The sequence below is a fragment of the Wenyingzhuangia marina genome, from assembly GCF_900130035.1.
In the GTDB taxonomy this organism is placed as follows: domain Bacteria; phylum Bacteroidota; class Bacteroidia; order Flavobacteriales; family Flavobacteriaceae; genus Wenyingzhuangia; species Wenyingzhuangia marina.
Genome location: NZ_FQXQ01000001.1, coordinates 257,631 through 281,803 on the forward strand (window position 1 = coordinate 257,631; position 24,173 = coordinate 281,803).

At 31.5% G+C, this 24,173-nt stretch carries 20 protein-coding genes; 15 read left to right on the forward strand and 5 right to left on the reverse strand.

Annotated features, from left to right (window positions below; all coding sequences use genetic code 11):
• Positions 1–122 precede the first annotated feature (122 nt).
• The 6 genes from BUB70_RS01015 (at position 123) to BUB70_RS01040 (ending at position 6,986) form a co-directional block, all read left to right on the forward strand.
• Positions 123–1,841 (forward strand): DUF255 domain-containing protein, encoded by a 1,719-nt coding sequence (locus BUB70_RS01015; RefSeq protein ID WP_073117825.1) that lies wholly within the window; start codon positions 123–125, stop codon positions 1,839–1,841.
• Between the two features lie 21 nt (positions 1,842–1,862).
• Positions 1,863–2,318, forward strand: coding sequence for a hypothetical protein (locus BUB70_RS01020; protein WP_073117826.1), 456 nt, complete (start codon positions 1,863–1,865; stop codon positions 2,316–2,318).
• Positions 2,319–2,383: 65 nt separating this feature from the next.
• The gene (locus BUB70_RS01025) at positions 2,384–3,214 is read left to right on the forward strand and encodes an HvfB family MNIO-type RiPP peptide maturase (protein ID WP_073117827.1); all 831 of its coding nucleotides are present in this window, start codon (positions 2,384–2,386) and stop codon (positions 3,212–3,214) included.
• Entirely contained in the window at positions 3,201–3,917 is a 717-nt protein-coding gene (locus BUB70_RS01030) for an HvfC/BufC N-terminal domain-containing protein (protein WP_073117828.1), read from the forward strand. Before BUB70_RS01025 ends, BUB70_RS01030 begins: the two co-directional genes overlap by 14 nt.
• A 148-nt stretch (positions 3,918–4,065) precedes the next feature.
• Positions 4,066–4,710, forward strand: a complete 645-nt coding sequence (locus BUB70_RS01035; protein WP_073117829.1) for an NAD(P)H-binding protein — start codon at positions 4,066–4,068, stop codon at positions 4,708–4,710.
• A 74-nt stretch (positions 4,711–4,784) separates the two neighbouring features.
• Positions 4,785–6,986, forward strand: coding sequence for a DUF2339 domain-containing protein (locus BUB70_RS01040; RefSeq protein ID WP_073117830.1), 2,202 nt, complete (start codon positions 4,785–4,787; stop codon positions 6,984–6,986).
• 54 nt (positions 6,987–7,040) lie between these two features.
• On the opposite strand, the gene BUB70_RS01045 is transcribed toward BUB70_RS01040, so the two are convergent.
• Positions 7,041–7,988, reverse strand: a complete 948-nt coding sequence (locus BUB70_RS01045) for a phosphoribosylaminoimidazolesuccinocarboxamide synthase (RefSeq protein WP_073117831.1) — start codon at positions 7,986–7,988, stop codon at positions 7,041–7,043.
• 123 nt (positions 7,989–8,111) lie between these two features.
• A complete protein-coding gene (locus BUB70_RS01050) occupies positions 8,112–9,059 on the reverse strand; it encodes a PhoH family protein (protein WP_073118554.1) in 948 nt (315 codons plus the stop codon).
• 111 nt (positions 9,060–9,170) lie between these two features.
• On the opposite strand from BUB70_RS01050, the gene BUB70_RS01055 reads away from it, so the two are divergent.
• The 7 genes from BUB70_RS01055 to BUB70_RS01085 all read left to right on the forward strand — a co-directional run bounded on the left by BUB70_RS01055 (position 9,171) and on the right by BUB70_RS01085 (position 16,511).
• Positions 9,171–10,013 carry an SAM hydrolase/SAM-dependent halogenase family protein gene (locus BUB70_RS01055; RefSeq protein ID WP_073117832.1) on the forward strand — a complete coding sequence of 281 codons (843 nt, stop codon included), beginning with the start codon at positions 9,171–9,173 and terminating at the stop codon, positions 10,011–10,013.
• The gene (locus BUB70_RS01060; RefSeq protein WP_073117833.1) at positions 10,013–10,732 is read left to right on the forward strand and encodes an ABC transporter permease subunit; all 720 of its coding nucleotides are present in this window, start codon (positions 10,013–10,015) and stop codon (positions 10,730–10,732) included. The genes BUB70_RS01055 and BUB70_RS01060 overlap by 1 nt, the downstream gene beginning before the upstream one ends.
• A complete protein-coding gene (gene gldG, locus BUB70_RS01065; protein WP_073117834.1) occupies positions 10,725–12,359 on the forward strand; it encodes a gliding motility-associated ABC transporter substrate-binding protein GldG in 1,635 nt (544 codons plus the stop codon). The genes BUB70_RS01060 and gldG overlap by 8 nt, the downstream gene beginning before the upstream one ends.
• 114 nt (positions 12,360–12,473) lie before the next feature.
• Positions 12,474–13,592, forward strand: coding sequence for a DNA polymerase III subunit beta (gene dnaN / locus BUB70_RS01070; RefSeq protein WP_073117835.1), 1,119 nt, complete (start codon positions 12,474–12,476; stop codon positions 13,590–13,592).
• A gap of 82 nt (positions 13,593–13,674) precedes the next feature.
• Complete coding sequence (locus BUB70_RS01075; protein ID WP_073117836.1) at positions 13,675–14,274, forward strand: acyl carrier protein phosphodiesterase; 600 nt, start codon at positions 13,675–13,677, stop codon at positions 14,272–14,274.
• Positions 14,255–15,337, forward strand: a complete 1,083-nt coding sequence (locus BUB70_RS01080; RefSeq protein WP_073117837.1) for an AI-2E family transporter — start codon at positions 14,255–14,257, stop codon at positions 15,335–15,337. Before BUB70_RS01075 ends, BUB70_RS01080 begins: the two co-directional genes overlap by 20 nt.
• Before the next feature lies 1 nt (position 15,338).
• Positions 15,339–16,511 carry a THUMP-like domain-containing protein gene (locus BUB70_RS01085; protein WP_073117838.1) on the forward strand — a complete coding sequence of 391 codons (1,173 nt, stop codon included), beginning with the start codon at positions 15,339–15,341 and terminating at the stop codon, positions 16,509–16,511.
• A 219-nt stretch (positions 16,512–16,730) separates the two neighbouring features.
• Here the strand turns inward: BUB70_RS01085 and BUB70_RS01090 are convergent, their stop codons facing one another.
• The 3 genes from BUB70_RS01090 to BUB70_RS01100 all read right to left on the reverse strand — a co-directional run bounded on the left by BUB70_RS01090 (position 16,731) and on the right by BUB70_RS01100 (position 21,728).
• Complete coding sequence (locus BUB70_RS01090) at positions 16,731–17,024, reverse strand: F0F1 ATP synthase subunit delta/epsilon (protein WP_073117839.1); 294 nt, start codon at positions 17,022–17,024, stop codon at positions 16,731–16,733.
• A gap of 78 nt (positions 17,025–17,102) precedes the next feature.
• Positions 17,103–18,617, reverse strand: a complete 1,515-nt coding sequence (atpD, locus tag BUB70_RS01095) for a F0F1 ATP synthase subunit beta (protein ID WP_073117840.1) — start codon at positions 18,615–18,617, stop codon at positions 17,103–17,105.
• A gap of 177 nt (positions 18,618–18,794) precedes the next feature.
• Positions 18,795–21,728, reverse strand: a complete 2,934-nt coding sequence (locus BUB70_RS01100) for a TonB-dependent receptor (RefSeq protein WP_073117841.1) — start codon at positions 21,726–21,728, stop codon at positions 18,795–18,797.
• A gap of 157 nt (positions 21,729–21,885) precedes the next feature.
• Between BUB70_RS01100 and BUB70_RS01105 the strand changes: the two genes are divergently transcribed.
• Positions 21,886–22,833 carry a bifunctional riboflavin kinase/FAD synthetase gene (locus BUB70_RS01105; protein ID WP_073117842.1) on the forward strand — a complete coding sequence of 316 codons (948 nt, stop codon included), beginning with the start codon at positions 21,886–21,888 and terminating at the stop codon, positions 22,831–22,833.
• A gap of 62 nt (positions 22,834–22,895) precedes the next feature.
• On the forward strand, positions 22,896–24,170 hold the full coding sequence (serS, locus tag BUB70_RS01110) for a serine--tRNA ligase (protein WP_073117843.1): 1,275 nt from the start codon (positions 22,896–22,898) through the stop codon (positions 24,168–24,170).
• Positions 24,171–24,173: the final 3 nt, after the last annotated feature.

The following is a 24,173-nucleotide window of genomic DNA, read 5'->3' on the forward strand; positions in this document are numbered from 1 at the left end:
GCAAACAAATACAACCAACAAACCAAAACCTGTTGACTTTTTTCAGTTCTTTTTTTAATTTTTTTTCTCAAAAAACAAAACCGTCTTGATTTCTTTCTCGTAGATATGGGAAACAGAATCAAATGAAATTTTTTTGCTACTTTTTAACCATCTTACTTTGCACCTCATCTTTTGCAAATTCAATTGAATGGAAAGAATTGTCTGCTAAAACTTTTGATCAAGCTAAAAATGAAAACAAAATTATTTTGTTAAACTTAGAAGCTAATTGGTGTCATTGGTGCCATGTTATGGAAGATGAAACTTATGCAAATAAGCAAGTCATCAATTATTTAAACCAACATTTTATTACAGTAAAAGCCGATCAAGATGCCAATCCTGAATTATCTAATCGATACAAAGACTACGGATGGCCTGCCACTATCTTTATTAACAACCAAGGAATTGATATTGTCAAAAGAGCTGGATTTATAGCTCCATATAATTTTTTACGATTGCTAAAAGCCATTGTTAAAGATCCATCACCAGAAGAAAAACCTATTGATTTTACAAAAATCATTAATAGTAATAAAAACAAGAATCAATTAATATCAACCTTAGAAAGCAACTTTATCAATTCTTTAGATTTTGAAAAAGGAGGATTCAACCAATCTCAAAAATATATTGAATACGCCACCTTTGAAAAAGCACTTATTGATCGTAAAAATGCAAATATCAATACATGGATTTTAAAGAGTATTGAGGGAGCAAAAAAATTAAACGATCCTGTTTGGGGTGGAGTTTACCAATATTCTACTCACGGAGATTGGGAACATTTACACTTTGAAAAATTACTAAAAATTCAAGCCAGATACTTACATATTTTCTTGCTGAATTATGAATACAACAATGACAAAAGCTCTCTAAGTTATGCAAAAAAAATATTGGAATATACTGATGAATTTTTAGCCAACAAAAACGGATTGTACAGCAACGCACAAGATGCAGATTTAATTCAAGGTAAACATGCTGCTGATTATTTTAAGCTTAACAATACAGAGAGAAGAAAGCTTGGAATTCCAAAAATTGACACCAATACTTTTACAGATCACAATGCTGCTATGGGAAGTGCGCTATTAAGAATGTATCATGTAACTCAAGAAAAAAAGTATTTAAATAAAGTTGAAACTTTAGAAAACGCTCTATACAAACGCAAAAAAACATCAGGTTTATATGCGCATGGAAGCGAACATAACAACATTACCAGTTTAAGAGATCAAATAGCGATGGCTGATTTTTTAATTAACCTTGTTAAAAGTGACATTGGTAATAACAAAGCAAAACAAGAACTTTCATCACTTTGTAGACTTATTAAAAACAACTATTTGTTACAAAATGGAGCTTTTAAAAGTTTTGAGGGAAACAACGGATTGACTGCTCAACCTTTAAAAGAAGAAAACATTCAAATTGCTAGAATTTTTAACTGGTATGGATACTATTCTAAAGATCATAGCTATGTAGACATTGCTAAAAAAACATATGAGTTTTTAACCTCAAAAGCATTAACAAAAAATTATTATTCAGAAGCATCTTTACTGCTTTTAGCTAACGAATTAAAAGGAGAACCTACACAATATGTGTATTTAAATACAGGAAAAGGAAATCAATTTAATCATGTTTTACAAAGCATGTTGCCTTTTTACAGCATTATCTATAGTGGAAAAATTCATCAACTCCCTAAAGAAAAACAAGAACTCTTTGGAAGTTTTAACGAGAACGTACTTTTTAGCTGTACCTCAACTTATTGCTCAACCCCAATATACTCGGAGGAGACACTCAAAAAAGAATTAAATAAAAATAAATAATAATCATTAAAATCAATTATCATGAAAAATTTCACAAAAAACTCGTTGTTAACAGGATCATTAATCGCTGGAGCTTTAGTATCATCTACTGATGCAACTGCAACAAATTTATCTGTTGATTATTTAGGAACTGGATCACAAGTTCGTACACAATTATTAGCCAACACTACTAACCTTTTATCATCTGCTGTTGATGGATTAAAATCTATTCAAGGAGCATGTGGTGAAAAGAAAACTACTGATGCTAAGTGTGGTGAAGCAAAAGCGAAAGATGCTAAATGCGGTGAAGCGAAAGCGAAAGACGCTAAGTGTGGTGAGGCAAAAGCTAAAGATGCAAAATGTGGTGAAGCGAAAGCTAAGGATGCTAAATGCGGTGAGGCAAAAGCGAAAGATGCAAAATGCGGTGAAGCGAAAACGAAAGACGCTAAGTGTGGTGAGGCGAAAGCTAAGGATGCTAAATGTGGAGAAAAGAAATAATCATTATTTCTAAACAAAAGACGGATCAATCTCATATTTGATCCGTCTATTTTAAACAAAAAATTATGGTAGGAATTGGGTACAGAAAAGACTTTGCAGAAGATTTTGCAGACAACAACATTCTAAAACCTTCTTTTATAGAAGTGGCTCCAGAAAACTGGATGAACGTTGGCGGATATTACAAAAAGCTATTTGATAAAGCTTTGGAAAAACATCCTCTTTTTGCACACGGCCTATCTTTATCTGTTGGAAGTCCCGAAGGAATTAATATTAATTTTGTAAAGCAAGTAAAACAATTTTTAGACGACACCAATACCGTTGAATATTCAGAACACTTGAGTTTTTCTAAATGTAACAACGCTCATTTGTTTGATTTACTACCCATTCCTTTTACACAAGATGCTGTAAAACATGTAGCCAAAAACATTCGTTTGGCTCAAGATATTTTAGAAAGAAAAATAGCTATTGAAATTGTAAGTTATTATTCGCCAATTGCTGCAGAAATGACGGAGCTGGAATTTATTAACAACGTTATTCAAGAAGCTGACTGTAACTTATTGTTAGATGTAAACAACATTTACGTCAACAGTTTTAATCATCAATACAATGCTAAAGAATTTTTAGCAAACTTAGATTTAGACAGAGTAAAATACATACACATGGCAGGTCATACTCAAGTTTCAGATGACTTGATTATTGACACTCATGGAGAAAACATTATAGACCCCGTGTATGATTTGTTTGGTTTTGCCATGCAACAATTACAACGTGATGTACCTGTATTGTTAGAACGAGATTTTAACATTCCAGAATTGGACATTTTGCAATATGAAATGAATCAATTACAAAACATTAAAACCCATAGTTTAAAAAAACAACCTCATGTTATTAACTAAAACACATCATCATCAAAGTAGCTTGGCTACATACTGCCGAACAGGAAATACTGTTGAGATAGAAGGTGCTGTTCAAAAAAACTTAACCCACTACAGACGTTTGGTTTTTAACAATGTATTAGACACTTTAGAAACTGCTTATCCTATTACTAAAAATTTATTAGGAGATGAAAATTGGGAAACCATAGTGAATCGTTTTTTTAGTACTTATAACATACAAAGTCCACAAATCTGGATGATGCCTGAGGAATTTAAAAACTATCTTCTTGAACAAGAAAAAGAACTTTTAAGCACCTACCCTTTATTAGAAAACTTATTAGAGTTTGAATGGCTTGAAGTAGAAATATTTATGATGCCTGACATGCCTCATGAAAAACCAGAGGAAGGATTTTACATACTCAATCCAGAAATAGATATTTTAAAACTATCTTACCCTGTACACATTAAAAGTCCGCTTTTAATTACAAATGAAGATTTAGGAACTTATTTCGTGTCATTACACAGAAACCCTAATACAGGTTCTGTACAATTCACCAATTTATCTATTCCCTTTGTTGATGTTCTAGAACATTTATCTGCAAATCCATTGTCAGAAAAAGACATCAAACAAATTTTAAAAAAATACGCTTCAGAAAAAGAGGTCAATGTTGCTTATGATGAATTCATCAAACAATCTTTGGCAACACAATTATTATTTAAATAATAATCTTTAATACGTTGTTTCATATTTCTTGATTAACATCAACAAAATAAAACTTCTTATGGCATTCTTCTTGTCCCTTTCTTAAGTATAAAGGTTCTTGTTTTATACAAAAAAAAAGAAGCCTATTTTTAACCTTAAAAAGATATTGATGAAAATTTTAGTAATAGGAGCAAGTGGAAGAGTTGGGAAAATTTTAACAAAAAAATTGTTAGAAAAAAATCATGAAGTTATTGGAACCACAAGACAAAACGAATCTCTTTTTGGTAATTACAATTACACACAAATTTCTTTAGACTTGCTTGGAGAAATAGAAGACATGCAAGAAAAAATCCCTAATGATATTGATGCGATCTATTTTGTTTCTGGATCTAGGGCTAAAAATTTACTTGCTTTAGATTTACATGGAGCTATTAAAACCATGAAAATTGCAGAGAATAAAAACATAAAGCAATATATTATGCTTAGCTCTGTATTTTCATTAGAAACCCATAAATGGAAAGATGAAGGGTTTGACGAGTTAAAAGATTATTACATCGCTAAACATTATGCAGACGAATGGTTGGTTAGAAACACCCATTTAAATTATACCATATTACAACCAAGTGCCTTAAAAGAAACAGAGGGTACTGGAAAAATTGAAGTAAACATTAAACACCCTGGTGAAAATGCCATAGAAGATGTAGCAACAACTTTACTTGAAGTTTTAAACAATAAAGCGACCTTTAAAAAAGTAATTTCCATGCATAGCGGAACAACCCCTATTAAAAAAGCTATTGATACCTTAGGACATTAAACCAAAACTTGTCTTAAAATTACGAGTATCTTGAGTTTATAATTTTATTACATTGTAGCTAATTAAAGTTAGCTATGAAAAATATTGATGATTTATACAAAAAACTTGAGGTACTGGAACAGAAACAACTCTATTTCCAAAAAGAAATACAAGTTTTAAAACAGGAAATCCGACATTTTCACAAATCTGTTGAAGAGACTGTTCCTGTTCACCAAACAGACATACCTGTTCAAAAAATCAAAGTAAATAAAAAAGAAAAAACACCTGTATCTTTTAATTTTGAAAAATTAATTGGTGAAAATATTATTAACAAAATAGGAATTATTATCACCATTATAGGAGTTTCTATTGGTGCTAAATATTCTATTGAACACGATTTAATTTCCCCAACCACCAGAATTCTTTTAGGTTATTTAGTTGGATGTATCCTACTTGGTTTAGGATATAAATTAAAAACAAAATATTTAAACTACGCAGCTGTTTTAACTAGTGGAGCATACACAATTCTCTATTTTATTACATTAATCGCGTATAGTTTTTACCACCTATTACCTATGTGGTTTGCCTTTTTAACGATGTGTTCTTTAACTATTCTTACAGTTTTTACCGCTCTAAAACTTAACAAACAAGTTATTGCTCATATAGGTTTGGTTGGTGCTTATGCCGTTCCATTATTACTGAGCAGCAATAGTGGAAACATAAAGACTTTGTTTGTTTATATTGGAATAATCAATATTGGTATTTCATACATCGCCATTAAAAGATATTGGAAACCACTTTGCTATAATGCCTTTAGTGTTACTTGGATACTATTTATTTCTTGGTTTTTTAAAGACTATGAACATGAACAGCATTTTGGAATTGCTTTTGGTTTTTTAAATGTTATTTATCTTACATTCTATAGCATTTCTTTATCCTATAAATTGATTAAAAAAGAAACTTTTTTAGCCAGTGATGTTGTTTTAATTCTCTGCAATACATTCTTGTTTTTCTGTCTTGGCTACCTTGTTTTAAAAAATTATTTACCTACTAAAAACCTTACTGGATTATTCTCCATTTATATTGCTCTTCTGCATGGCTTGGTTGCTATGTTTTTATACAAGCAATCTGTTAAAGACAATAATCTTCAACAACTTATCATAGGTCTTTGTATTCTATTCATCACCTTAACTTTTCCAATACAATTTGACGGAAGTTGGATTTCTATTTTTTGGATTGGAGAAGCAGCTATCTTATTTTGGATTGGTAGAACGCAACAAAAAGGATTTTATGAAAAATTTTCATATCCATTAATTATCTTATCCTTTTACAGCCTACTTATGTATTGGTTTAAATTTTATGATGCTTCAGGTGCTGAAACAAAAATTAACTTGTTTTTAAATCCGTATTTCCTAAGCTCGGTATTGTTTATCTCTTGTATGTCTTTTATGAATTTAATCAACCTAAAACACAAAAATATACTCAATTACGAATCTAATTTGTACCGCATTTTTTCGCGTATTATACCCTCTGTTTTAATAATAAGCATCTATTTAGCTTTTTATTTTGAAATTGCAACCTATTGGGAGCAACTTCACCAAAAATCAATGCTTAAAGACGAGATGATGATAAATAGAAGTATTTTAAAATTTAAAGTTATATGGCTAATTAATTATAGTTTGATTTTTATGGCCATTCTAAACTACATTAATTACATAAAGATAAAAAACAATAGTTTAGCAAAGGTTGCAATGACTTTTTCCTCCTTATTTACTTTTATTTATTTAACCTTTGGACTGTTAAATTTAAGTGTTTTAAGAGACCTGTATCTAAATAATGTTCAACATGCTACTACTTATTTTATTGGCATTAGATACATTTCTCATCTATTTATGGGACTATTATTTTACACTGTATACCTAAATAGAAAAATATTTTCTAATGTTTTTTTTGATTGTTTTTCACACCTTGTTTTATTATGGATACTAAGTAGTGAACTTATCAATATTTTAGATTTATTTACCAACTTGCCTTCTTATAAATTAAGCTTAAGTATTTTATGGGCTCTTTATTCCTTAGGATTGATTTGCTTAGGAATTTGGAAACAAAAGCAATACATAAGGATTGCTGCTATCGTTCTATTTGGTGCTATTTTAGTAAAACTGTTCTTGTACGACATCTCTCATTTAGGAACCATTTCTAAAACCATTGTCTTTATTTCATTAGGAATTATTCTATTGGTTATTTCCTTTTTATATAACAAATACAAAAATATCATCGACAATAAAATTGACTAAAATCAAAACAGCCCGAGCAATTGCTCGGGCTGTTTTTTATATATTAAAACCGAATTACTTTGTAAGAAACTCCGTTACGTTTTTATCAATTCTCTCTAATACATTAGAAATATCTGCTTTCACAAAGTTCTCTCCTGTAATCTGTTCGTACAATTCAATATAACGATTAGAAATTTCTTCTATTTTTTCATCTGTTAATTCAGGAATTTGTTGTCCTTCCTTACCTTGGAATCCATTTTCTATCAACCACTGGCGAACAAACTCTTTAGATAATTGTTTTTGAGCCTCTCCTTTGTTTTGTCTTTCTTGATATCCTTCAGCATAAAAATAACGAGAAGAATCTGGCGTGTGAATTTCATCAATCACTACAATTTTCCCATCCGCTGTTTTTCCAAATTCATACTTGGTATCTACCAAAATCAATCCTCTTTCAGCAGCCAATTCCGTTCCTTTTTTAAACAAAGCCAAGGTATAAGCTTCTAATTGCTCATAATCTTCTTGAGAAACAATTCCTTTTGCTAAAATTTCTTCACGAGAAATATCTTCATCATGATCTCCTAAATCTGCCTTAGTAGTTGGAGTAATGATAGGTGTAAGAAATTTATCATTTTCCTTCAATCCTTCTGGCATGGTAATGCCACACAACACTCTTTCTCCACTTGCATAAGTTCTCCAAGCATGACCTGTACAGTAACCACGTACTACCATTTCTACTTTAAAAGGTTCACAAGCGTACCCAACAGTTACGTTAGGATCTGGCGTTCCCAATACCCAGTTTGGACAAATATCTTTTGTTGCTTCTAACATTTTAGCTGCAATTTGATTCAAAATCTGTCCTTTATAAGGAATTTGTTTTGGCATAATAACATCAAAAGCAGAAAGCCTATCTGATGCTACCATCACTAATTTTTCGTTTACCGTATATACTTCACGAACTTTTCCTTTATAAATAGCCGTTTGACCTGGGAAATTAAAATTGGTATCGTTAATTGTGTTACTCATCTCGGAATTTAATTTGATGCAAAAATAACTAAAGTTTATAAAGTTATCAGGTTACAAAGTTAAAAGTTTTAAAGACCTACCCTCCTATATCTTTACCAACTTTCAACTTGACAATTTTATAATTTATTCCGTTTCTATACTTTTATAAGCCGTAATTATTTCTTTGACCAAACGATGACGAATTACATCTTTTCCATCTAAATACACCTGTGCAATTCCTTTCACATCTTTTAAGGCTAACAACGCTTCTTTTAAACCCGACACTTGTTTTCTTGGTAAATCTATCTGACCTGGATCTCCTGTAATAACAAACTTGGCTCTTTTTCCCATACGGGTTAAGAACATTTTCATTTGACTGTGAGTGGTGTTTTGAGCTTCATCTAAAATCACAAAAGCATTGTCTAAGGTTCTACCACGCATAAACGCCAATGGAGCAATTTGAATGACCCCTTTTTCCATGTGAGATGCCAAGCGTTCTGCCGGAATCATGTCACGCAAAGCATCATATAAAGGCTGCATATAAGGATCTAACTTTTCTTTCATATCTCCGGGTAAAAAACCTAAGTTTTCTCCAGATTCTACAGCAGGTCTTGTTAGAATAATTCTTTTTACCTCTTTTTCTTTTAAAGCTCTTACAGCCATGGCAACAGCTGTATAGGTCTTACCTGTTCCCGCAGGTCCTACAGCAAACAACATATCGTTGGTTGCCATCGCCTTTACCATGTTTCTCTGATTTTCTGTTTGTGCTTTGATAAAAGTTCCTCCTACCCCATGCACCAAGACATCATCGTTTACACGTTTTTTTTGTAATTCTATTTGAGAAGCCAACAATAATTGTTCTATACTGGTTTCATCTAATTTGTTGTATTTGATTAAATAATTAACCAACACCTGAATTCGTTTTTCAAATTCATCTAACAAAATAGGTTCTCCATAGGCTTTGATGACATTTCCTCTAACCACCAACTTTAATTTAGGGTAGTAAGATTTGATCAAATTTAAATGCGAATTGTTAGATCCAAAAAAGTCTATTGGATTGATTTCTTCTAGGGTTATTAAGCGTTCGTTCAAGCTAAAAATCTGTTTATAAATTGCCCTTACAAAGTACACAAATATCATTTACAATTCTGTAAATTTGCTTAGAATAATTATCACAAAAAACTTTATTACCACTCCCTTTGTATGGCATTCATTACCCTAACTACTGATTTTGGAAGAAAAGATCATTTTGTATCTGCAGTAAAAGGAGCCATATACACCTTATTACCAGAGGCTAACATTGTTGATATTTCTCACGAAATCTCTCCTTTTAACATTACAGAAACAGCGTATATTTTAAAAAATGCATATAAAAGTTTCCCTAAAGGAACCATTCATATTATTGGCGTAGATTCTGAAATGACTCCTGAAAACAAGCATATTGCATTGTTATTAGATGGTCATTATTTTGTTTGTCCAGACAACGGAATTATGTCTATGATTGCTTCGGAAATCAATCCAACAAAAGTGGTAGAAATTAACATTCATGACAGAATTGAAACTAGTTTTTCTGTGTTAGATGTGTTTGTGAATGTGGCTTGTCATATTGCCAGAGGCGGAACTTTAGAAGTCATTGGAAAACCATTGCCTGAGATTACTAAAATGGTTGAATTACAACCTCAAATTGTTTCAGAAACTAAGATTATTGGCTCTGTAATTTATATTGATAATTATGGTAATGTCATTTCTAACATTACCAAAGAACTATTTAACCAAGTGGGAAAAGGAAGAAAATTCACTTTATCTGCTGGTAGGTATAACTTTAAAAAAGTACTAAGTAAATACAGTGACATTGTTGATTTTAACTTACCTGTAAACGAACGAAATTCTGCAGGTAGTAAACTCGCTTTGTTCAACTCGGGTTCTTATTTAGAAATTGCCATTTACAAAAGTAACTTACAAACCGTTGGAGGAGCTTCTAGTTTATTAGGATTAGATTACAGAAGCAGCGTAAGTATTGAATTTGAAAAAGAGACTTCTGCCTAATGAAAGCTATTTTTAACAAAGAAATACAGTCGTTTTTTAGCAATACAGTTGGCTATTTATTGGTCGCTTCTTTTCTAATTATTAACGGATTGTTGCTTTGGGTTTTTAAAGGATACAGCAATGTTATTTACAGTGGTTTTGCAAACATCAATGCTTTTTTTAACAACAGTACTTGGGTTTTGGCCTTCTTAATTCCGGCCATAACCATGAAAAGTTTTGCTGATGAATACAACAACGGAACTTTAGAAATTTTAAAAACTTTGCCCATTTCTCATTTCAACATTATTCTTGGAAAGTTTTGGGCTTATATAGGAATTCTTTGCATCACCTTAATTCCTTCGTTCATTTTTGTTTACAGCACTTATCAATTAGGAAATCCTATAGGGAATATAGATTTAGGAAGCACATTTGCTTCTTATTTAGGATTGATTTTACTATCCTCTACTTACATCGCAATTGGGGTTTTTAGCTCCATCATCATGAAAAACAACATCAGTGCTTTTATTTTAAGTATTCTTGTGAATATGGTGTTATATTTTGGATTTTCTGCTTTGGAAAATTTATCAGAAACTTCTACTTACGGTTGGAACAACTTAGGAATCCCATCTCATTTTGATAGTATTAGTCGTGGCGTAATAGACACTACAGATCTTGTTTATTTTACTTCTATCACCATTGCTTTTTTAGCTTTCACTAAATTAAAACTGGACAATGACTAAAAAGAAAAAACATATTCTTTTTATAGTTGTGTTGCTTGTATTGACCAACATTATTGCCAACTACAACCATTATCGATGGGATGTAACAAACGATCAACGTTATTCTATTTCTAACCCAACCCAAACTCTTTTAAAAGATTTAAAAAAAGAAGTCATCTTTTCTGTTTTTTTAACGGGTGATTTGCCTTTTGATTTTGAAAGATTAAGCAAAGAAACCGCTTACTTTTTAGACGAAATTAAATCCAAAAACAGCTTAATTACTTTTAGTTTTATTCCTACCCAAGGAAAAGAAGAAAGTTTGATTAAGCAAGGATTGACTCCAAGTAGGTTAACAGTTCAAGAAGATGGTAAAGTATCAGAAAGTGTTATTTTTCCTTATGCAATTGTGAGTAGTGGAAAGAAAAAAGCACTGGTCAACTTATTAAAAAGTTCTTATTTCGAAAATCAAGATAGTCAAATAGAAAACTCTATTCAGAATTTAGAATTTGCCTTTGCCGATGCCATACAGAAAGTAACGGCTATTAAAAAACAAAAAATTGCAGTTCTTAAAGGAAACGGGGAATTAGAAGATATTTACCAATATGATTGGCTAAAAACTTTAGGAGAAAATTATTACATGGCTCCTTTTACTTTAGATTCTATTGCCAAGAATCCTGAAAAAACACTACAAGAATTACAACAATTCGACTTGGCAATTATTAGCAAACCTACTGAAGCTTTTACTGAAGAAGAAAAATTTGCCTTGGATCAATTTACCGTTCATGGAGGAAAATCTATTTGGTTGTTAGATCTGGTTCACACGCCAAAAGACAGCTTAATGCAAAATGGAAAGGTACTGGCATACCAACGCGATTTAAACTTAACCGATTATTTGTTTAACTACGGAGTTCGTATCAAAAAACATTTGGTAAGAGATTTATATGCAGCTAGTATTCCTTTGGCTACTGGAAAAGTTGGAAACAACACTCAGTTTGATGAATTTTTATGGGATTATTATCCACTCATCAAAAGCAATAATAAACACGTAATCAGCAAAAATATTGGAGAAGTAAAATTAGAATTTGCTAATAGTATAGACACTTTAAATCCAAACATCAAAAAAACACCTTTGCTAGAAAGCTCTAATTTAACCAAAACACTTACCGTTCCTAGTTATGTAGATTTGGCTAGTATTACCGAAAATGCTGATATCAAAACCTATAAAGAAGGATCCAAAATTTTAGGAATTTTATTAGAGGGTGATTTTAAATCAGCCTACAGAAATAGAGTTAAACCTTTTAAAAACAATTTCATCAACCAAGGAACAAAAAATAAAATGATTGTGATTGCAGATGGGGACATCAGTACAAATCATATTAGTAAAGGACAGCCTTTAGAACTTGGATTAGACAAATGGAACAATCAATTTTACAGTAACAAAGAATTTTTAATGAATGCTGTAAACTACTTAATGAATGATAAGGGATTGATTCAACTACGTTCAAAAAAAGTAGTCATCAATACTATTAACAAACCAAAAGCTTATCAAGAAAAATTAAAATGGCAATTGATTAACTTAATTATTCCTATAGCAATTTTAACATTTTTTGGATTTATTAATTTTTATATCAGAAAGCGTAAATATTAATACAAGGTTATTAACACTTTACTGAATTATGTTCAAAACATTTCTTTGAATCAACGGGTTTTCAACCTATATTAGCTACTATATTTAAAGTATTATTCCATACAACATAACCATATGAAATTTATAGTCTCAAGCTCACAATTGTTAAAACAGTTGCAAGTTTTAAGCGGTGTTATTAGCGCAAGCAGCACCTTACCTATTTTAGATAATTTCTTATTTGAATTAAGCGAAAACGAACTAAAAATATCTGCTTCAGATTTAGAGACAACCATGTCTACTACTATCGAGGTACAGTCTGATAGTGAGGGATCTATTGCCGTTCCTTCAAGAATTTTATTAGACACTTTAAAAACACTTCCTAACCAACCATTGACTTTTAAAATTGAAGGAAATAGTGAAGTTGAAATTACTTCTGAACAAGGAAATTACGGAATGCCATTTTTTGAAGGAAGTGATTTTCCAAAAGCGGTTTCTTTAGAAAATCCTAGCACTACAGTTGTACCTGCAAATGTATTAGCAAACGCTATTTCTAAAACTATTTTTGCTGCTGGTAACGATGATTTAAGACCTGTAATGAGTGGAGTATTCTTTCAGTTTGGAACAGAAAACTTAACTTTTGTTGCTACAGATGCTCACAAATTGGTAAAATACACTCGTACAGATGTAAAAGCTGATGAGGTAGCAGAATTTATCATGCCTAAAAAACCTTTGAATATTTTAAAAGGAATTTTAGCGACTTCTGATGCAGAAGTTTCTATTTCATACAACGAATCTAACGCAAAGTTTACTTTTGACAATGTAACTTTAACATGTAGATTGATTGATGGAAAATACCCTAATTACAATGCGGTAATCCCTAAAGAAAACCCAAACAAATTAACCATTTCAAGAGGTTCTTTTTTAAACTCAACCAAACGTGTGTCTATTTTCTCTAGCAAAACAACACATCAAATTCGTTTAAAAATGGCAGGAACAGAATTAAATATTTCTGCAGAAGACATTGATTTTTCTAACAAAGCCAACGAACGTTTAAATTGTGATTATCAAGGAGACGATTTAGAAATTGGTTTCAATTCTCGTTTTTTAACAGAAATGTTAAACAACTTGGCATCAGACAACGTACAATTAGAAATGTCTTTACCAAACAGAGCTGGAATTTTAACTCCTGCTGATGGTACCGAAGAAGGAGAAGAAATTACCATGTTAGTAATGCCTGTAATGTTAAGCAACTAAACTATACTATCTATATTCAAAAGGCGTTTCCCATTCATGTGAAACGCCTTTTTTTATTAACTTCCCTATAAAAAATTTCCTTATGAATTTCCTTGCACATTTGTATTTAGCCAAGACTGATGAAGAAATCATCATCGGTAATTTTATAGCTGATACGATCAAAGGAAACCAATTTCAACACTATTCTGAGAAAATTCAATTTGGTATAAGAATGCATAGAGCCATTGATGTTTTTACCGATGAGCATCCCATTTTTAGACAAAGTAAAAGAAGACTTGATGAAAAATACCGATTGTATAAAGGAGTGATTATCGACATTATTTACGATCATTTTTTAGCCAAAAACTGGCAACAATATTCTACTACTCCACTAGATACTTTTAGTCAAGAAATTTACGCTTTGTTATTTAAAAACTTTGAAATTCTCCCAGACAGAGCCAAACATTTGCTTCCTTATATGTCTAACCAAAATTGGTTGTATAGTTACAGAACCATTCACGGAATTACGAGTATTCTTCATGATATGAATATAAGAACCAAAGGACAATCTAAAATGAATGAAGCCATTGTAGACCTTAAAGAGAATTACACTATTTTTGAGGAAGATTTTACTGCCTTTTTTAAAGAACTGGAAGTATTTTCATTATCATACCTAAAAAAATATGACAGCAAAAATAATTAGTAACGGACTTTTAAGAACCATTGGAATTCTTGCAGGAATAGCTGCTTTAATTTGGTTTTTTATACAAATACAGACCATTATTGTTTACATACTAATTTCAGCTGTATTGGCTTTAATTTCTAGACCTATTATTCGGTTTTTTAGACAAAAGCTAAAATTTAAAAACAGTCTAGCAGTAATTACTACCATTCTAATCTACTGTCTTTTTATTGGAGTTGTCATCAACCTATTTGCTCCGTTAATTAGTAAGCAAAGTGAAAACATTGCCCTATTAAACTCCGACACCTTCAAAAAGAACATCAGTCATATTAGCAACGAAGTCAATGAGTATTTATTAATTCATAATATTGATATTTTAGAAAAAACAAAAAATATTGATATTTTACCAGGAGTAACAAACATTCCTAATATTATTAATGTTGTGTTAGCCAAATTAGGTTCTTTTAGTATGGGCTTATTTTCCGTATTATTTATCACCTTTTTCTTTATGTTAGATGCTAAAATTCTATCAAGAGGAACTTTTATTTTTATCCCTAACAACCACCTAATTCATGCAGTAAGATCAATAGAAACCATTAAAGATTTATTGTCTCGTTACTTCATCGGATTGGTCATTCAAATTAGTGTATTGTTTTGTATATACACCCTGATACTTACTGTTTTTGATATTGAAAACCCTATTATTATTGCGTTTTTATGTGCATTATTTAATCTTATTCCTTACTTAGGACCTTTAATTGGAGCTGTTGTTATGTTTATTTTAGCTACCACAAATAATTTAGATTTAGATTTTCAATCAGAAATTTTACCAAACACGATGTATATTATGATTGGATATGGAATAGCACAATTGATAGACAATTTTATTAGTCAACCTATAATATTTTCAAAAAGTGTAAAATCACATCCTTTAGAAATTTTCTTAATCATTATGATTTTTGGAAGTCTGTTCGGAATTTTAGGAATGGTAATTTCTATTCCTGTTTACACCGCTTTAAAAGTTATTGCCAAAGAATTTTTTAACAAGTATAAAGCAGTAAAATTACTGACCAAAGATTTTTAGTTTGAACAAAGCTATTTTACAAAAAGAGGTTCAAGATTTTATAGCACAGAACCTACATGCAGACATCACTAAATTGGTGTTAAAAGGAAGTCCGTTTAAGGGAGTTTCTACTCCTGAACTTATTGAACAAATTGAGGCTAAAAAAAGATGTGATAAAAAACTACCTAGCTGGTTTAACACAACTAATATTTATTATCCAACCAAAATAAATATAGAACAAACCTCCTCAGAAGCTACTGCAATCTTTAAAAGCTCTTTAATTAAAGGAAGTAGTATTATTGATGTAACAGGTGGTTTTGGTGTTGATTGTTATGCTTTTTCCAAACATTTTAAATCGGTTACTCATTGTGAATTGAACAGTGATTTATCTGCAATTGTGAATCATAATCTTCAGCAACTTAAAGTTCAAAATATTAGTACTGTTGATGGAAATGGAATTGATTACATTATTAACAACAATAAAACTTACGATTGGATTTACATAGACCCTTCTAGAAGAAACGATGTAAAAGGAAAGGTATTTTTACTAGAAGATTGCTTGCCCAACGTTCCTTTGCACTTAAGTGATTTGTTAAAAAAGAGTTCTCAAATTTTAATCAAAAATTCTCCTTTAATGGACATTACAAGTTGTATCCAAGAGTTACAATTTGTAAAAGAAATTCACATCATAGCTTTGTTCAATGAAGTCAAAGAAGTCTTAGTTTTTATAGAAAAAGATTATACAGAAAAAATCACCATCAAAGCATCTAACTTAGGAAGAGAAGAACAAAGTTTTGAATTTATCTATCAACAAGATTACGATTACAAACTTTCTCTGCCATTAAAATATTTATACGAACCAAACAGTGCTATTTTAAAATCAGGCGGATTTTCGGTGGTTGCAAATCAATTTAACCTAGGAAAATTACATCAACATTCTCATTTGTATACTTCTGACGATCTTATTGATTTTCCTGGAAGACAATTTGAAATCTTAGAAGTTTTATCCTACAATAAAAAAGAACTTTTAAAAAAATTGCCTCAAAAAAAAGCAAATATTACCACAAGAAATTTTAAAGAAAGCGTAGCCAATATTCGTAAAAAAACAGGCATTAAAGACGGTGGAGATATTTATCTATTTTTTACTACCAATAAAAAAGAAGAACAAATTGTTCTTTTTTCTAAAAAAATATAAGTTTTATAAAATGTTATGGTTGATTAAATTTAGCTCCTATTTATCTTAAATTTTCAAAGTATAAAATTTCAGAGTAAACATCAACATCACAAGCCTTTGCAAGTCTTAACCACTTCACCTTGCTAATTATAATTATAGTAAAACAAATCTCGTATAATATAAAAACAAAAAACGCTACCTAAGTCTAGGTAGCGTTTTTTTATATTTTGATTAGATAAATTAATCTGCTAGAATGATAACTTTATTATCTTTCATTTCAATTGTTCCACTTTTGATTTGTAAAGTTAAAACTTTATCGTCATCAGCATGTGGCTCAATAATACCAGATAAATTATCTAACTCTAAGTGTTCTTGAGTATGAACGTGAATTTTCACAGTCCCTTTGTTCAATACAGAAACAATTGGTGCGTGATTATTCAACATTTGAAACTCTCCTTGAGTTCCAGGAACTGTTACTGAATCTACTCTTGAAGAGAACAACACAGCTTCTGGTGATACTATTTCTAAATACATATTTTTATAGTTTTCAGTTTACAGTATTCAGTACTCAGTAGCAAACTGCTAACGGCTTACTGGCAACTGATCACTTATTTATGCTTCTGCTAACATTTTCTCTCCAGCATCAATCGCATCTTGGATAGATCCTTTTAAGTTAAATGCTGCTTCAGGATATTTATCTAATTCACCATTCATAATCATGTTGAATCCTTTGATTGTATCTTTAATATCAACCAACACCCCAGGAATACCTGTAAACTGCTCCGCTACGTGGAAAGGCTGAGATAAGAAACGTTGTGCTCTACGAGCTCTGTGAACTACTAATTTATCGTCTTCAGATAATTCTTCCATCCCTAAAATAGCAATGATATCTTGTAATTCTTTATAACGCTGTAATAACTCTTTTACGTTTTGAGCACAGTCATAGTGTTCTTTTCCTAAAATATCTGCTGTTAAAATTCTAGAAGTAGAATCTAACGGGTCAACTGCTGGATAAATACCTAACTCAGCAATTTTACGAGACAATACTGTAGTTGCATCTAAGTGAGCAAACGTTGTTGCTGGTGCAGGGTCAGTTAAATCATCCGCAGGTACGTAAACCGCTTGCACAGATGTAATAGATCCTGTTTTTGTTGATGTAATACGCTCCTGCATAGCTCCCATTTCAGTTGCTAATGTTGGTTGGTATCCTACCGCTGATGGCATACGACCTAATAAGGCAGATACCTCAGAACCCGCTTGAGTAAAACGGAAAATATTATCTACGAAGAATAACACGTCTTTTCCATGTCCTTCACCTTGTCCAGCTCCGTCACGGAAATATTCAGCAATTGTTAAACCAGATAAGGCAACACGAGCACGTGCACCAGGTGGTTCATTCATTTGTCCGAATACAAATGTTACCTTAGATTCTTTCATTTTTTCTTGGTCGATCTTTTCAAGATCCCAACCACCTTGCTCCATTGAATGCTCAAATGCCTCTCCATAAGAGATAATTCCAGCCTCAATCATTTCACGCATTAAATCGTTTCCTTCACGAGTTCTTTCACCAACTCCTGCAAATACAGATAAACCTCCGTGTCCTTTTGCAATGTTGTTAATTAACTCCTGAATCAATACTGTTTTACCTACTCCAGCACCTCCGAATAAACCAATTTTACCTCCTTTTGCATAAGGCTCAATTAAGTCAATTACTTTAATACCTGTAAATAAAACTTCAGTAGAAACTGATAAGTCTTCAAATTTTGGTGCTGCACGGTGAATTGGCAAACCATTATCACCATCAGTTGGCAATGCTGGTAAACCATCAATAGGATCACCACTTACATTAAATAAACGTCCGTAGATGTTATCTCCAACAGGAACTTTAATAGGCACTCCAGTAACTATTACTTCTTGACCTCTTGATAATCCATCAGAAGAATCCATTGCAATACATCTTACAGTACCTTCACCTATGTGTTGTTCAACCTCTAAGACTAACGTACTACCATTAGCTCGATTAATTAATAAAGAATCGTAAATTTTTGGAAGCTCAGTCCCAGTTTCGAAAGCAACATCAATTACTGGTCCAATAATTTGAGCGATTTTTCCTGTTGTTTTAGACATTTTTGTACTATTAAAAGAATTTAATTTCTAGTTTTTCCTCAATTCAATCAGTCTGAATTAAGTGTTTGCAAAGATAATTTTTTTATCAATGCCTACAACTCATTTCATAAAAAAATAGAGCTGTTATTAATTATAATTTAAATTGCTAGAGTAATTTGCATTTTTATTTTAAAAAAGCTAGAAATTATAGGTCCAAGAACCATAAAACTGAGAACCAATTGTTCCTGCTCCTGGTGCAGCCTCATATTCATCTCCTAAAATATTCGCTCCTCCTATTTTTATTGCTGAATTCCACTTTTTGATATCATACGTTAGCTGTGCATCTAATAAAGCTCTAGCATCTATTTGACCATCAACAAAAGTTGACTCCCAATAGAAAGCATCTTGCCAACGTGCATTGATTCCAAATCCTAAACCTTTATATAAATTTGAATTCCCAAACGACACTTTTACTTTATGCTCTGGTGTATTAAAACTAGTTTCAAAATCTGGATCTTGTGATTGATCAAAGTCTTGCTTTGCATAGCTATAGTTAATTCCAAAATCATAATTCCCAAATACTTTTGCTTCAATACCAATATTCGCTCCATAAGAAGCAATATCTGCATCTGTGTTAGTGTATAAAGAAGTGGGTGTATATTCTCCTTCACCTATTGAATTTAGTAATAATTGAGTATTAACATCACCACTTACTTCAGCAGGACCTACAACCGCAGAAACATTCCCATACAAAGGAGAAACTGTAGTTACTATAGAAATAAAGTCTTTATACTTATTATAATATGCACTTAAATCTACCACCACATTCTTACCTAATTTACCTCTATACCCTAATTCATAAGAAGTTACTTGTTCTGGTTTTACATAGTTTACATTTGATTTCTTTAACAAACCTACGTTCTCAGCAGCAGCTTGTTTTTTTGCATCACTTGGAGAAACTGTTCCTCCAGAATTTACCACAATTTCTGTAGCCCTTTGCTGAACCGCTGCTCCAAAAGCTTCAACAGAAGATCTTGTAAAAGAATTATTATACCCCTGTAATCCATTAAAATTAACACTAGCCCCTCCAACAGCAGATTGACCTGCAGGGGAATCAACACTAAAAGTTTTATTGTACCTCATTGGGTTGTCTGGTGCAGAACCGATTAAAATAGTATTTCCTAAATTAAGCCCAACATATTGATCTTGAGTGGTTGGATTTCTAAATCCTGTTTGATAAGAAGCTCTAAAAATATGATTCTTCTCTTCATCTGGACTAAACGAAACAGATAATCTTGGAGAAAAATTACCATCAAAATTTTTGGCTTTGTCATAACGAATAGACCCGGTTAACTTTAATCTATCATCCATTGCCTTTTTTTGCAATTGGGTATAAATACCAAATTCATCATAAGTGATGGTTCCATCTGTTGGATCTGTAAAAATTGTTCCATTAGAATTTAACATGTATCTTCTAGCAGAACCTCCTATTTGCAATTCTGCAAATTCAATCAATTCATGAAAATTATAATTGATATCTGTATGGTATAATCTTGAGCTATCTACAAACTTTGCTCCTTGTGTTAAGTCAGGATTTTTAATTACTGAATTAAAAATAGATCTAAATTCTGCACTATTAGGATCTGTCCTAAAAGAAGCATCTGCCATGTTTCTTGCCGCTATTCTAGCTTCAGATTCCGAAGCTCCTCCTCCTAACGCATTTCCGTATACTTGCCCATAAGTTCCAAACCATAACTCATCAACAGTAAGATTTGTGTTGTTTGCCTGATTATAAGCCCTTGTTGCAGCATTTTCTGATCTAAGAGTATTAATTCCGGCAAAACGGATATCATAAGAATCTCCAGCATTTTCAATAGTTACATAACTGCGCAACATTAAGTGTTTAGATTGTAATTCTAATTTGTGTTGATGCATGATGAAATTACGCAACGCATACCTACTAGCTCCTTGATAAATTGTATTTCCTGTTCCAAACTTACTACTGTAAATAATTTCTGTATCATCATTATTCTTAAAGGGTTTCCAATGCATAGACAAGGCCGCTCTAAAACTATCGGTATCAGGGTTTATAACACTTTGTTCATCATATCCTGTTCTTGATACTTTTCCAAAGCCTAAGTCTGTAGGATTTGTAAATTCATCACCGTATACATTTATTCCATTATAATCATCATTAGTGCTATTGTATCTGGTTCCTTCTATAATCTTACCATCACCATCAATATTCCTTTTATCTGTTGCAAACCAATCTGTTGCTTTTAACAAAGAACTTGTAAACTTAACCGCAAATTGATCTGTTACTTTTTTAGCAACCCTAACTCCTACATCTACATATTCATTTACCCCAGCATTTCCTGAAGAAGTAACTCCAGTTTTTCCATACACACTAGTTCCCTCTTGCTTAAAAGGACTCTTACTACGCATGAATAAAATTCCATTAAAAGCATTTGCTCCGTATAAGGCAGAAGAAGCTCCAGGTAACAATTCAACCGATTGAACATCTAATTCATTTAAACCAATTAAGTTTCCTAAAGGAAAGTTTAATCCTGGAGATGAGTTATCCATTCCATCAACCAATTGCACAAAACGCGTGTTAGAAAAAGTAGCAAAACCACGGGTATTAATAGACTTAAAGGTTAAACTACTTGTATTTACATCAACTCCTTTTAAATTTTCTAATCCATCATAAAAAGTAGCAGATGTGGTATTCTCTATTTCTTTTGTTCCCATACGTTCTATAGAAACGGGAGATTCGAAAACACTTTCCGGTGTTCTTGATGCAGAAAGAACTATAGCATCTAAACTAGTTACTCCTTCTTTTAATTTTATAGTTATGTTTTCTTCTCTTTGAGTAATAATATACTTATAGTCATTAAAACCCAAAGCATTTACAATAATTTCTACAGGAAGTGATTGAGATAGTTCTAAAACAAATCCCCCTTTAGCATCTGTAATCGCTAGTTCGGAAGACCCCATAACCATTATTGTTGCTGTTGTTATTGGTTTTCCATTTTTCTCTTCAACAACCTTTCCTTTTATATGAATGGTCTGCTGAGCATAGAAATTAACACAAAACAACATCATTATAAAAAATAAATATATAGTTCTCATAGCTTTAGTTATAAAATAAAGTTTAACCTAAAATACAAAAAATAAACATATGCAAAGGCCTTAATTATTATCTCATAAAATAGATGTCGTTATTTATCTATTCATCGATATTGATTTTAAAATAGTATTCTTAAATTTGCTGTCAAATATTTTGAATTTGCAAGTAATTCACAACTATCATAATTTTCCAGAGAACATCAATACTGTAGTTACTATAGGAACTTTTGATGGCGTTCATGTAGGTCACAGAAAAATCTTAGACCAGCTTATTTCTGAGTCAAAAAAGAAAGGATTAAAATCTGTTTTACTTACTTTTTTTCCACATCCTAGAATGGTTATTCAGGCTAACAACTCTATAAAACTTATTAACACTATAGAAGAACGTATCGAAATTTTATCAAAAACTGATTTGGATTATTTAGTCATTCATCCTTTTGATAAAGAATTTTCTAACCTTGGTGCTTTTGATTTTGTAAGAGATGTTTTGGTCAATCAATTAAATGTAAAAGAATTGGTCGTTGGTTACGATCATCGTTTTGGAAAAAACAGAGAAGGTGATTTTGAACAGTTAAAAGAATATAGTCACACTTTTGATTTTAACATTAAAGAAATCAAAGCTCAAGATATTAACAATACTGCTGTTAGTTCTACTAAAATTAGAACAGCTTTACAATCTGGCGACATTAAAACCGCAAGCGAATTTTTAACCACTCCATTTTTTATTCATGGAATAGTGGTTAAAGGACAACAATTAGGAAACACCATCGGATTTCCTACAGCCAATATAGAAATTCCACAAGTATATAAGTTAACTCCTAAAAATGGAGCTTATATTGTAAGAGCTACACACAAAGAAAATATTTACTACGGAATGTTAAATATAGGTAATAGACCTACTGTAAGTGGAAAAAACAAAACTATTGAAGCTCATCTTTTTGATTTTAACACAGATATTTATGGTGATGAAATTAAAATTGAATTCTTACAATTCTTAAGAGATGAACAAAACTTTAAGTCTGTTGACGGCCTTAAAGAACAGCTGGAAAAAGACAAAAAAGACAGCTTAGATTACTTACAAACAATTACATCTAGCAACGCATCTTAAACAAAAGATTGTTTCTGTGTTTCAACGGAAAGTTTAACTTTGTTGCAAATATTATTATAGGTATGTTACAAGTCCCTTTTATTAGAGAAAATAAAGAACAGGTATTAATAGGTTTGGCCAAGCGAAATTTTAAAAATGCCGAAGCAATTATTGAAGAAGTAATTGCTACTGACGAATTAAAAAGAAGCACTCAAGCTAAACTTGATACAATTTTAGCAGAATCTAACTCTTTAAACAAAGAGATTGGAATACTATACAAATCTGGCGAAGCACAAAAAGCAAATATTTTAAAAGAAAAATCTGCTCAATTAAAAGTAAGCGCTAAAGAATTACAAGAAGCATTTAATAAAGCCGAGCAAGATTTATTAGACTTATTATATACCATTCCTAACATTCCGAACAGCATTGTTCCAGCAGGATCTTCCGAAGAAGATAACGAAACTGTTTTTGAAGAAGGTGATATTCCTAAACTTCATACCGAAGCATTACCTCATTGGGAATTGGCTAAAAAATACAATTTGATTGATTTTGAATTAGGAAACAAAATCACTGGAGCTGGTTTTCCAGTTTACAGAGGAAAAGGAGCCAGATTACAAAGAGCTTTAATCAACTACTTTTTAGACAAGAATACCGCTGCTGGTTATGAAGAAACTCAAGTTCCTCATTTGGTAAACGAAGCTTCTGGAATAGGAACAGGACAATTGCCAGACAAAGAAGGACAAATGTATCATGCCACCATAGATGATTTATATCTAATTCCTACTGGAGAAGTACCGATGACCAATATCTTTAGAGATGAACTTTTAAAAGAAGATGATTTCCCTATTTGTTTAACAGGTTATACTCCTTGTTTTAGACGTGAAGCTGGTTCTTACGGAGCACATGTACGCGGACTAAATAGATTACATCAATTTGACAAAGTAGAAATTATAAAAATTGAACATCCTGATAACTCTGCTGATGCTTTAAACGGAATGGTAGATCATGTAAAAGGAATTTTAAGAGAATTAAAATTACCTTATAGAATTTTAAATTTATGTGGAGGAGACTTAGGTTTTACCTCAACTTTAACATATGACTTTGAAGTCTTTTCTACAGGTCAAGACAGATGGTTAGAAATTAGTTCTGTTTCTAACTTTGAAACTTTCCAGGCTAACAGATTAAAATTACGTTTTAAAAATAGCGAAGGAAAAAGTCAATTAGCACATACTTTAAATGGTAGTTCTTTAGCATTACCAAGAGTATTGGCTGCTATTTTAGAAAACTATCAAACTCCAAATGGAATAAAAATACCTGAAGTACTGGTTCCTTACACAGGATTTGATTATATTGAGTAAAAA